The sequence below is a fragment of the Paenibacillus sp. DMB5 genome, assembly GCF_001517085.1.
Taxonomy (GTDB): Bacteria; Bacillota; Bacilli; order Paenibacillales; family Paenibacillaceae; genus Paenibacillus_AQ.
Genome location: NZ_LRAC01000141.1, coordinates 15,866 through 26,215, shown reverse-complemented (window position 1 = coordinate 26,215; position 10,350 = coordinate 15,866). Strand labels below are relative to the sequence as shown.

The following is a 10,350-nucleotide window of genomic DNA, read 5'->3' as shown; positions in this document are numbered from 1 at the left end:
ATGAAAGGTATCTTAGGAAAAAAACTCGGTATGACTCAAGTGTTTACTCCAGAAGGTAACGTGATCGCAGTATCGGTTATCGAAGCTGGACCTTGTGTGGTACTGCAAAAGAAAGACCTGAATATCGACGGATATGAAGCAGTGCAGTTGGGCTTTGAAGATAAGAAGGAAAGCCGCTCCAACAAGCCTGAACAGGGTCACGCCAAAAAGGCAAATGCAACACCTAAGCGCTACGTTCGCGAAATTCGCGGTGTTGACCTCGGGGCACTCGAGGTTGGACAAGAGCTGAAGGCTGATGTCTTCGCTGAAGGCGAATTTGTTGACGTAACTGGTACATCCAAAGGTAAAGGATTCCAAGGTGTTATCAAACGCTGGGGTCAAAGCCGCGGACCAATGGCTCACGGTTCCCGCTACCACAGAAGACCGGGCTCCATGGGTTCCATTCAAGCCAACCGCGTTCCTAAGGGCAAACGCCTGCCAGGACATATGGGTCACACGACCGTAACGGTTCAAAGACTTGAAATCATCAAAGTAGACGTTGAACGCAACGTATTGCTGGTTAAAGGCGCTATCCCAGGCCCTAAGAACAGCTTCGTGAAAGTTAAAGAATCCGTTAAGAAATAATTACTGAAGAAAGGAGGAACATGAAATGCCAAAAGTAACACTTTTTAATATCAGTGGTAACGAAGTTGGCGAAGTTGAACTGAGCGAAACAGTATTCGGTATCGAGCCGAACGTGCACGTCCTGCACGAAGCTGCGCTTATGCAGAGAGCTTCCCTTCGTCGTGGTACACACAAAGTAAAAGGACGTTCTGAAGTTCGTGGCGGCGGACGCAAGCCTTGGAAACAAAAAGGTACAGGTCGCGCTCGTCAAGGCTCCATCCGTTCTCCACAATGGAAAGGCGGCGGCGTTGTCTTCGGACCAACTCCACGCAGCTATTCCTGGAAACTGCCTAAGAAAGTTCGCCGTCTGGCCATCAAATCCGCGTTGTCCTCGAAAGTTATCGGGAACGACATTATCGTATTGGATAGCCTGACACTGAATGCTCCGAAGACGAAAGAATTCGCAGCGATTCTGAACAATCTGAAGGTAGACAGCAAAGCGTTGATTGTAGCTCCTAGCTATGATGATAACGTAGCGCTTTCCGCTCGTAACATCCCTGGGGTGAAATTCGTAGCGGCTGACGGCATCAATGTTCTTGACGTACTGACGTACGACAAACTGATCATCACCAAGGAAGCAGTTCTGAAGGTAGAGGAGGTGTTCGCGTAATGAAAGATCCTCGTGATATTATCAAACGTCCGGTGATTACGGAACGCACATCCGACTACATGAGCGAATTGAAATATGCTTTTGAAGTGGATATCCGTGCTAATAAGACCGAAATCAAAAAAGCCGTTGAGGCTATTTTCAAAGTAAAAGTCGTTAGTGTGAACACTATGCGCGTACCTGGTAAACTGAAACGTTACGGCAAATACTCCGGATACACTCCAGAGTGGAAAAAAGCCATCGTTAAGCTTAGCCCGGACAGCAAGCCGCTTGAGTTCTTTGAAGCGGTAGAATAATACTCTTAAAGTAAGGAGGGAACTATAGTGCCAATCAAAAAGTACAAACCGACCTCTCCGGCAAGACGCGGAATGTCCGTGTCTACGTTTGAAGAAATCACAACAAACCAGCCTGAGAAATCGTTGCTTGCGCCGCTGAGTAAAAAAGCGGGACGTAACAACCAAGGTAAAATTACGGTTCGTCACCACGGCGGCGGACACAAACGTAAATACCGTATCATCGACTTCAAACGGACTAAAGACGGCATACCAGGTAGCGTTGCTACAATCGAGTATGACCCGAACCGTACTTCCAATATTGCTTTGATCCACTATGCCGATGGAGAGAAACGCTACATCCTCGCTCCTAAAGGACTTAAAGTTGGGGATAAAGTTGAGTCCGGCCCTGCAGCCGACATCAAAATTGGTAACGCACTTCCACTGGAAAACATTCCGGTTGGTACAGTTATCCACAACATCGAGTTGAAACCAGGTAAAGGCGGACAGCTGGTTCGCGCTGCCGGTACTGAAGCTCAATTGCTGGGTAAAGAAGAAAAATACGTATCCGTTCGTCTGACATCCGGTGAGGTTCGCAGAATTCTCAGCGTATGCCGTGCAACAATCGGTTCCGTAGGTAACGAAGATCACGAGCTGATCAAAATCGGTAAAGCCGGACGCAGTCGCTGGCTCGGCCAACGTCCTGAAGTTCGCGGGGTAGTAATGAACCCTAACGATCACCCACACGGTGGTGGTGAAGGCCGCGCTCCAATCGGACGGAAATCGCCTATGTCTCCTTGGGGCAAACCAACCCTTGGTTACAAAACGCGTAAGAAAAACAAGGCATCTGATAAATATATCGTTCGCCGCCGCACGAAATAAGACGCTTCTCTATAAGTCAGCTTAACGCGAAGCGTCGAATTCGCGGTTTGAAGAACCGGATGAAGGGAGGATTCATACATGGGTCGCAGTTTAAAAAAGGGGCCGTTCATTGATGGCTACCTGCTGAAAAAAGTTGAGGAACTGAACGCGGCAGACAAGAAAGTCGTAGTAAAAACCTGGTCCCGTCGCTCAACTATTTTCCCTCAGTTTATCGGACATACGTTTGGTGTATATGACGGCCGCAAACACGTGCCAGTATACGTAACGGAAGATATGGTAGGTCACAAATTGGGCGAGTTCGCGCCAACACGTACTTACAAAGGCCACGCGGGTGACGATAAGAAAACAAGAAGATAATTACAGGTCTTCGTTCGAGAGGAGGGAAAATAAATGGAAGCAAAAGCACATGCTAGATCGGTGCGGATTTCTGCTCGTAAAGCGAAACTGGTTGTTGACTTGATTCGCGGCAAGCAAGTGGGGGAAGCTATTGCAATTCTTCGCCACACTCCAAAGTCCGCTTCTCCAGTAGTAGAAAAGCTGCTTAACTCGGCTATTGCCAATGCTGAGCACAACTACTCCATGGACGTGAACAGTCTGTTCGTTAGCGAAGTATTCGTTAACCAGGGTCCTACAATGAAACGTTTCCGTCCGCGCGCCATGGGCCGTGCAAGCCGGATCAATAAACGTACCAGCCACATTACTTTGGTGGTATCTGAGAAATAAGGAGGGATAACACGTGGGTCAAAAGGTAAATCCAGTCGGACTCCGAATCGGTGTCATTCGCGATTGGGAATCTAAATGGTATGCAGGCAAAGATTTCGGTACTCTTTTAATGGAAGACGTCAAAATCCGGGAATACCTTAAAGGCAAGTTGAAGGATTCCTCTGTTTCCCGCATCGAGATCGAAAGAGCGGCAAGCCGGGTAAACGTTACAATTCACACTGCTAAGCCAGGTATGGTAATTGGTAAAGGCGGAGCAGAAGTAGAAGTACTTCGCAGCGCAGTTACAGCTATCGCCGGCGGCAAAAAAGTACACATCAACATCAACGAAATTAAGCACCCTGAACTGGATGCTATTCTCGTAGCTGAAAGCATTGCACAACAATTGGAACGTCGTGTATCGTTCCGTCGTGCTCTGAAACAAGCGATTCAAAGAACTATGCGTTCCGGCGCAAAAGGAATCAAAACTCAAGTTGGCGGACGTCTTGGCGGCGCTGAGATTGCCCGTTCAGAAGGTTACAGCGAAGGAACAGTTCCACTTCATACGCTTCGTGCCGATATCGACTACGGAACGGCTGAAGCACATACTACTTACGGCCGTATCGGTGTAAAAGTATGGATCTACCGTGGAGAAGTTCTTCCCCCAGCTAAGAAACAAGCTGCTCAGGAAGGAGGCAACTAATCATGTTGGTACCAAAGCGCGTTAAACACCGCAAGCAACAACGCGGTCACATGAAAGGTATGGCAAAAGGCGGCACTGAGCTCAACTTCGGCGAATTCGGTCTGCAAGCTCTGGAGCCATCTTGGATCACTAACCGTCAGATCGAAGCTGCCCGTATTGCGATGACACGTTACATCAAACGTGGTGGTCAGGTTTGGATTAAGATTTTCCCAGATAAGCCAATTACTCAGAAGCCTCTTGAGGTTCGTATGGGTAGTGGTAAAGGTAACGTTGAGAAATGGGTAGCCGTAGTTAAACCGGGCAAGATTATGTTCGAACTCGGAGGCGTGTCGGAAGAAATCGCTCGTGAAGCGATGCGTCTTGCCGCTCACAAGCTGCCTGTTAAGACTAAGTTTGTGAAACGTGAAGAAGTGGGTGGTGAAGCAAATGAAAGCTAATGAACTTCGCAACTTAACCACTGCTGAGATTGAACAGAAGATCGCCGGTTTCAAGGAAGAGCTCTTCAATCTCCGTTTCCAATTGGCTACTGGCCAGCTGGATAACCCGACTCGGATTCGTGATGTGCGCAAGGAAATAGCTCGTGCTAAAACCGTTATCCATCAAAGAGTACTTGGGATTAGTTAAGCGAGGGCGGATCAATAGGTCCGTAATCAGGAAGGAGGCTAACTATGAGCGAAGAACGTAACGCACGTAAAGTGCAGATCGGTAAAGTGGTCAGCGACAAAATGGATAAAACCATCGTAATTGCTGTTGAAACTTATAAAAAGCATGACCTGTACCACAAACGCATCAAGTCCACGAAGAAATTCAAGGCACATGATGAAGAGAACGTAGCTAAAATTGGTGACACCGTGAAAATCATGGAAACTCGTCCGCTCTCCAAAGACAAACGCTGGAGACTGGTTGAAGTGGTTGAAAAAGCGGTTATCATCTAAGATAATCAGAAAGTTTTTCCGGAAGGAGGAAATTAATAATGATTCAACCATTTACACGTTTGCATGTGGCTGACAACTCTGGTGCGAAGGAACTGATGTGTATCCGCGTACTGGGTGGTACTGGACGCCGTACAGCAGCAATCGGTGATCTGATCGTTTGTTCCGTAAAACAAGCAACACCAGGCGGCGTTGTCAAAAAAGGTGATGTTGTTAAAGCGGTAGTTGTTCGTACAAAACGTTCGGTACGCCGTAAAGACGGATCTTACATTTCATTCGACGAAAACGCAGCTGTTGTTGTTAAAGACGACAGAAGCCCGCGCGGAACACGTATTTTCGGACCAGTTGCTCGCGAACTCCGCGATAAAGACTACATGAAGATCGTTTCCTTGGCACCGGAAGTAATCTAATAAGTTACCACAGTGTAACGTGAAGTACTGAGAAGGTTTAGTCATAGGAGGTGTAATCAATGCCTAGAGTGAAAAAAGTTCTGGAATCCCATAACAATAAACTGCACGTTAAAAAAGATGATGTGGTGCTTGTGATCAGCGGGAAAGACAAAGGTAAAAAAGGCCGTGTCATCGCTGCTTATCCTCGCGAAAACCGCGTACTGGTAGAAGGCGTAAACATGGTGAAAAAACACCAGAAGCCTAACCAGCTGAATCCGCAAGGCGGAATCATCGAGCAGGAAGCTTCGATCCATGTGTCCAACGTAATGCACATCGATCCGAAGAGCGGTAAAGTAACACGTATCGGTTACAAAGTGCTCGATAACGGTAAGAAGGTTCGGGTAGCTAAGAGATCCGGAGAGATTATCGACTAATTAGTCCTAAAGAAAGGAGGTAAATCTTCATGGCAGCAAGAATGAAAGAACGTTATTTGAATGAAATTACACCTGCTCTGATGCAGAAGTTCAACTATACAACTGTTATGCAAGTACCTAAGATCGAGAAGGTTGTCATCAACATGGGTGTGGGTGACGCTGTTCAGAACTCCAAAGTACTTGATGCTGCAGTTAACGACATGCAATTGATCTCTGGTCAAAAGCCTGTTATCACTAAAGCTAAGAAATCCATCGCCGGTTTCAAACTGCGCGAAAACATGCCGATCGGGGTAAAAGTAACACTGCGCGGCGAGCGTATGTACTACTTCCTGGACAAATTGTTCAACGTAACGCTTCCACGCGTACGTGACTTCCGCGGTGTATCCACTAAAGCCTTTGACGGCCGTGGTAACTACACGCTTGGTCTTAAAGAACAACTGATCTTCCCGGAAATCGAGTATGATAAAGTTGATAAGGTCCGCGGTATGGACATCGTTATCGTAACTACTGCAAAGACGGATGAGGAATCCCGTGAGCTGCTGAACCAGCTGGGAATGCCTTTCTCTAAATAAGAATCAATATTTCTCCGAAACTGTTTAGGAGGTGTCAGGCTAAAGTGGCAAAAACTTCGATGAAAGTTAAACAACAACGCGAACCTAAGTTCAAAGTACGTGCATACACACGTTGCGAGCGTTGCGGTCGTCCACATTCGGTACTGCAGAAGTTCAAAATTTGCAGAATTTGTTTCCGTGAGTTAGCTTATAAAGGCCAGATCCCTGGCGTGAAAAAAGCAAGTTGGTAAGAGATCTATAACCGGGAAGGAGGTTTACACACATGACTATGTCTGATCCTATTGCAGATATGCTTACTCGTATTCGTAACGCTAACATTGTGCGTCACGAGACAGTAGAAATGCCTGCTTCTACTATGAAGAAACAAATCGCGGACATTCTGAAGCGTGAAGGCTTCATTCGTGATGCTGAATTCGTTGAAGATAGCAAACAAGGGATTATCCGTATCTTCTTGAAATACGGCCCTAACCAAGAGCGCGTTATCTCTGGTCTGAAAAGAATCAGTAAGCCAGGTCTTCGTGTTTACACGAAGAGCAACGAAGTACCACGTGTACTCGGTGGCCTTGGAATCGCGATTATCTCCACATCTAAGGGAGTTATGACCGACAAAGAAGCTCGTCAATCCAAATCCGGCGGAGAAGTTGTCTGCTACGTATGGTAATAAACGTCACAAGATAAGGAGGTGCAACACATGTCTCGTATTGGTCGCAAACCAATCGCAGTACCTAGCGGTGTAGATGTCACTCTGGACAACACCGTTATTACAGTAAAAGGTCCTAAAGGCACTTTGACTCGTGAACTTCATAAAGACATGAAGGTTACAGTTGAAAATAACGAAATCACCGTTGTTCGCCCGTCGGATAACAAATTGCATCGTTCACTTCACGGCACAACCCGCTCCGTTGTCAGCAACATGGTAAGCGGTGTGACTGAAGGTTTCTCGAAATCTCTGGAGCTGGTTGGGGTCGGATATCGTGCAAGCAAATCCGGAGATAAAATCGTTCTGAACGTTGGTTACTCCCACCCGGTTGAAATTACACCGGAAGCGGGCATCGAGTTCGAAGTTCCTGCGAACACGAAGATCATCGTTAAAGGTATCGACAAAGAACGCGTTGGCGCTTATGCTGCCAAGATCCGTTCCGTTCGTGAACCAGAACCGTATAAGGGTAAAGGTATTAAGTACGAAGGCGAGCGTATTATCCGTAAGGAAGGTAAAGCCGGTAAGAAGAAATAATCGGCTTACTCTTCTTCACAATAAGATACCCCGTGCATCGTAAAGTGAAGCTGCTCTGCAGCAAACTGAAGGGAGTGAAATGGAAGTCATGATTACAAAAGAGGACAAAAACAAGGCTCGTCTCAAAAGACACCTGCGTGTTCGTAAGAAGATCCAGGGAACTGTTGAGCGTCCACGTTTGAACGTGTTCCGTTCTGCGAAACACATCTATGCTCAATTGATCGATGACGTGGCTGGTGTTACTCTGGTATCTGCCTCCACTCTGGATAAAGAACTGAGCGCAACAATCGGCAATGGCGGCAGCGTTGAAGCTGCAAGCAAAGTAGGTCAACTGATCGCTGAGCGCGCTAAAGCAAAGGGTTATGCAGTGGTTGTATTTGACCGCGGCGGATACCTGTACCATGGACGGATTCAGGCTTTGGCTGATGCAGCTCGCGAAGCTGGTCTTGAATTCTAGAATATTTCTAAAAGGAGGTTAACGACTTGCGTATAGATCCGAACAGTTTAGAGCTGACTGAAAGAGTTGTACACATCAACCGTGTAGCAAAAGTTGTAAAAGGCGGACGCCGTTTCAGCTTTAGTGCACTTGTTGTTGTGGGCGACGGCAACGGCTATGTCGGTGCGGGTATTGGTAAAGCCGGTGAAGTTCCGGATGCCATCCGTAAAGGCATTGAAGACGCCAAGAAAAACCTGATTCACATTCCAATCGTAGGAACTTCGATTCCTCACCTCGTTACTGGACATTTCGGCGCAGGACGCGTGCTGCTGAAACCAGCTTCCGAAGGTACTGGCGTTATCGCCGGCGGTCCTGTTCGTGCGGTACTGGAATTGGCAGGCGTTGGCGACATCTTGACAAAATCTTTGGGTTCTTCGAATTCCATGAACATGGTCAATGCAACTTTGGAGGGTCTTTCCCGCCTGAAGCGCATTGAAGAAGTCGCGAAGCTTCGCGGCAAATCTGTCGAAGAATTACGCGGTTAAGGAGGGGAACGTCAATGGCTAAATTGCAAATTACCCTCGTTCGTAGTGTAATCGGTCGTCCACAGACACAACGTGTTACTGTTAAGACGCTCGGCCTGGGCAAAACCAACTCGACCGTGGTTCACAATGACACTCCTGCAATTCGCGGAATGATCAACAAAGTGAGCCATTTGCTGTCCGTAACAGAAATTGAAGGCTAAATGCCTCGCATAAATTAACAAAACATAAGGAGGTGCAAACGATGAAGTTACATGAACTTGCTCCAGCTCCTGGATCCCGCAAAGAACGCAACCGCGTTGGTCGCGGACCAAGTAGCGGTAACGGTAAAACGTCCGGACGCGGTCATAAAGGTCAGAACTCCCGTTCCGGCGGTGGTGTTCGTCCTGGCTTCGAGGGTGGTCAAAACCCGCTCTATCGTCGTCTGCCTAAACGTGGTTTCATCAATCCTACCCGTAAAGAGTATGCGATTGTGAACCTGGAAGATCTGAATAGCTTTGCTGAAGGAACTGAAGTGACTCCACAGTTGCTGATTGAAACTGGTGTTGTCAAGAATTCCAAGAGCGGCATCAAGATCCTCGGTAATGGCGAACTGGCCGTTAAATTGACTGTACAAGCAAATAAGTTCTCTCAATCTGCGGTAGAGAAAATCGAGGCTGCCGGCGGTAAAACCGAGGTGATCTAATGTTCAAGACGCTTAAGAATATATGGCATGTTGAAGATTTGCGCAAAAAGATCCTGTTTACCCTGTTCGTTCTGATCATCTACCGCATCGGTTCGTTTGTACCGGTTCCCGGTGTGAACAAAGAAGTGCTGGAATCAACAAATCAAAGCGGCGAAGCTTTGATGGGTCTTTTGAACACCTTCTCGGGCGGAGCGCTCAAAAACTTCTCGATTTTTGCGATTAGTATTTACCCGTACATCACAGCATCCATCATAGTGCAATTGCTCTCGATGGATGTTATTCCTAAGTTTGCCGAATGGGCTAAGCAAGGGGAGCACGGGAAAAAGCAACTGGCACAAATCACCCGTTACGGTACAGTCGTACTCGGTCTGATTCAAGCGTTTGCGACCTCAATCGGGTTTAACCGGATCTACGGCACTGAGATGATTCCAAATGCAACCTTTGCGGATTACCTGCTGATCGCGATCATACTGACTGCGGGTACATCGTTCCTGATGTGGCTTGGTGAACAGATCACTGAAAAGGGAATAGGAAACGGGATTTCGATCCTGATTTTTGCGGGAATCGTCGCCGCCATCCCGGGATATATCACGACTACGGCGCAATCAAGCTTTATTCAGCCGGATCAGGTGTTCCTGAATATTCTTAAAGTCGTTATTATACTGATCGTGATTGTGGGTATTATTACAGGGGTTATCTTTGTTCAACAAGGTATCCGTAAGATTCCTGTACAATATGCCAAACGCGTGGTCGGTAACAAAATGTACGGTGGACAGAATACACACATTCCGCTTAAAATCAATGCGGCAGGTGTAATTCCGGTTATCTTTGCCGTTTCACTGCTTCAATTTCCAATTGTAATCTCGAGCTTTTGGTCAACGCATGAATGGGCTAAATGGATCACCAACAATCTTGCTCATGATAAGCCGCTAGGGATGGTACTGTATGTAATCATGATCATCGGATTTACGTTCTTCTACACGTTTGTCCAGATGAACCCGCAGCAGATGGCTGACAACATGAAGAAGAACGGTGGTTACATTCCTGGTATCCGTCCGGGTAAAGCAACTGAGAAGTATTTGACCAGAGTAATGTCGCGCCTGACCATGTCCGGTGCCCTTTTCCTGGCTGTTATTTCTGTCTTGCCTGTACTCTTCGGTTCCCTGTCCGGCTTGCCGCGGCAGGTGCAGATTGGCGGTACCGCGCTGTTGATCGTGGTCGGTGTAGCACTGGATACGATGAAGCAGATCGAGAGCCAATTGATCAAACGCCATTACAAAGGCTTCATCAACAAATAGGC

Annotated in this window: 21 protein-coding genes; all 21 read left to right on the top strand. The window is 47.2% G+C overall.

All coding sequences use genetic code 11. The annotated features are described in order from the left end of the window. Positions 1 to 624, top strand: a complete 624-nt coding sequence (rplC, locus tag AWJ19_RS23930; RefSeq protein ID WP_068727668.1) for a 50S ribosomal protein L3 — start codon at positions 1 to 3, stop codon at positions 622 to 624. Positions 625 to 649: 25 nt separating this feature from the next. After that, the gene (rplD, locus tag AWJ19_RS23925) at positions 650 to 1,273 is read left to right on the top strand and encodes a 50S ribosomal protein L4 (RefSeq protein WP_068727664.1); all 624 of its coding nucleotides are present in this window, start codon (positions 650 to 652) and stop codon (positions 1,271 to 1,273) included. Then, a complete protein-coding gene (gene rplW / locus AWJ19_RS23920) occupies positions 1,273 to 1,566 on the top strand; it encodes a 50S ribosomal protein L23 (protein WP_068727663.1) in 294 nt (97 codons plus the stop codon). The genes rplD and rplW overlap by 1 nt, the downstream gene beginning before the upstream one ends. 27 nt (positions 1,567 to 1,593) lie before the next feature. After that, the gene (gene rplB, locus AWJ19_RS23915) at positions 1,594 to 2,424 is read left to right on the top strand and encodes a 50S ribosomal protein L2 (RefSeq protein WP_068727662.1); all 831 of its coding nucleotides are present in this window, start codon (positions 1,594 to 1,596) and stop codon (positions 2,422 to 2,424) included. Positions 2,425 to 2,502: 78 nt separating this feature from the next. Next, on the top strand, positions 2,503 to 2,781 hold the full coding sequence (gene rpsS / locus AWJ19_RS23910; RefSeq protein ID WP_019908227.1) for a 30S ribosomal protein S19: 279 nt from the start codon (positions 2,503 to 2,505) through the stop codon (positions 2,779 to 2,781). Positions 2,782 to 2,814: 33 nt separating this feature from the next. Continuing rightward, positions 2,815 to 3,147 (top strand): 50S ribosomal protein L22, encoded by a 333-nt coding sequence (rplV, locus tag AWJ19_RS23905; protein WP_019908228.1) that lies wholly within the window; start codon positions 2,815 to 2,817, stop codon positions 3,145 to 3,147. Between the two features lie 13 nt (positions 3,148 to 3,160). After that, complete coding sequence (gene rpsC, locus AWJ19_RS23900; protein WP_068727661.1) at positions 3,161 to 3,826, top strand: 30S ribosomal protein S3; 666 nt, start codon at positions 3,161 to 3,163, stop codon at positions 3,824 to 3,826. Between the two features lie 2 nt (positions 3,827 to 3,828). Further along, complete coding sequence (gene rplP / locus AWJ19_RS23895) at positions 3,829 to 4,263, top strand: 50S ribosomal protein L16 (protein ID WP_039877394.1); 435 nt, start codon at positions 3,829 to 3,831, stop codon at positions 4,261 to 4,263. Next, positions 4,253 to 4,450, top strand: a complete 198-nt coding sequence (gene rpmC, locus AWJ19_RS23890) for a 50S ribosomal protein L29 (protein WP_019908232.1) — start codon at positions 4,253 to 4,255, stop codon at positions 4,448 to 4,450. Before rplP ends, rpmC begins: the two co-directional genes overlap by 11 nt. Positions 4,451 to 4,494: 44 nt before the next feature. Then, on the top strand, positions 4,495 to 4,761 hold the full coding sequence (rpsQ, locus tag AWJ19_RS23885; protein WP_068727659.1) for a 30S ribosomal protein S17: 267 nt from the start codon (positions 4,495 to 4,497) through the stop codon (positions 4,759 to 4,761). Between the two features lie 38 nt (positions 4,762 to 4,799). Further along, positions 4,800 to 5,168 carry a 50S ribosomal protein L14 gene (gene rplN / locus AWJ19_RS23880; protein ID WP_020427062.1) on the top strand — a complete coding sequence of 123 codons (369 nt, stop codon included), beginning with the start codon at positions 4,800 to 4,802 and terminating at the stop codon, positions 5,166 to 5,168. Positions 5,169 to 5,227: 59 nt separating this feature from the next. Beyond that, entirely contained in the window at positions 5,228 to 5,581 is a 354-nt protein-coding gene (rplX, locus tag AWJ19_RS23875; protein ID WP_019908235.1) for a 50S ribosomal protein L24, read from the top strand. 29 nt (positions 5,582 to 5,610) lie between these two features. After that, entirely contained in the window at positions 5,611 to 6,153 is a 543-nt protein-coding gene (gene rplE, locus AWJ19_RS23870; protein WP_068727658.1) for a 50S ribosomal protein L5, read from the top strand. A gap of 44 nt (positions 6,154 to 6,197) precedes the next feature. After that, on the top strand, positions 6,198 to 6,383 hold the full coding sequence (locus tag AWJ19_RS34280) for a type Z 30S ribosomal protein S14 (RefSeq protein WP_036589425.1): 186 nt from the start codon (positions 6,198 to 6,200) through the stop codon (positions 6,381 to 6,383). A 32-nt stretch (positions 6,384 to 6,415) separates the two neighbouring features. Next, complete coding sequence (rpsH, locus tag AWJ19_RS23865; RefSeq protein WP_039877390.1) at positions 6,416 to 6,814, top strand: 30S ribosomal protein S8; 399 nt, start codon at positions 6,416 to 6,418, stop codon at positions 6,812 to 6,814. A gap of 30 nt (positions 6,815 to 6,844) precedes the next feature. Continuing rightward, positions 6,845 to 7,387, top strand: coding sequence for a 50S ribosomal protein L6 (rplF, locus tag AWJ19_RS23860; RefSeq protein WP_019908240.1), 543 nt, complete (start codon positions 6,845 to 6,847; stop codon positions 7,385 to 7,387). Between the two features lie 88 nt (positions 7,388 to 7,475). Then, positions 7,476 to 7,844, top strand: a complete 369-nt coding sequence (gene rplR / locus AWJ19_RS23855; protein WP_082708088.1) for a 50S ribosomal protein L18 — start codon at positions 7,476 to 7,478, stop codon at positions 7,842 to 7,844. Between the two features lie 26 nt (positions 7,845 to 7,870). Continuing rightward, the gene (gene rpsE / locus AWJ19_RS23850) at positions 7,871 to 8,368 is read left to right on the top strand and encodes a 30S ribosomal protein S5 (protein ID WP_019908242.1); all 498 of its coding nucleotides are present in this window, start codon (positions 7,871 to 7,873) and stop codon (positions 8,366 to 8,368) included. A 14-nt stretch (positions 8,369 to 8,382) separates the two neighbouring features. Beyond that, a complete protein-coding gene (gene rpmD, locus AWJ19_RS23845) occupies positions 8,383 to 8,568 on the top strand; it encodes a 50S ribosomal protein L30 (RefSeq protein WP_068727655.1) in 186 nt (61 codons plus the stop codon). A gap of 41 nt (positions 8,569 to 8,609) precedes the next feature. After that, the gene (rplO, locus tag AWJ19_RS23840; RefSeq protein ID WP_020427058.1) at positions 8,610 to 9,050 is read left to right on the top strand and encodes a 50S ribosomal protein L15; all 441 of its coding nucleotides are present in this window, start codon (positions 8,610 to 8,612) and stop codon (positions 9,048 to 9,050) included. After that, positions 9,050 to 10,348 carry a preprotein translocase subunit SecY gene (gene secY, locus AWJ19_RS23835; protein WP_068727653.1) on the top strand — a complete coding sequence of 433 codons (1,299 nt, stop codon included), beginning with the start codon at positions 9,050 to 9,052 and terminating at the stop codon, positions 10,346 to 10,348. Before rplO ends, secY begins: the two co-directional genes overlap by 1 nt. The last annotated feature ends 2 nt before the right edge of the window (positions 10,349 to 10,350 follow it).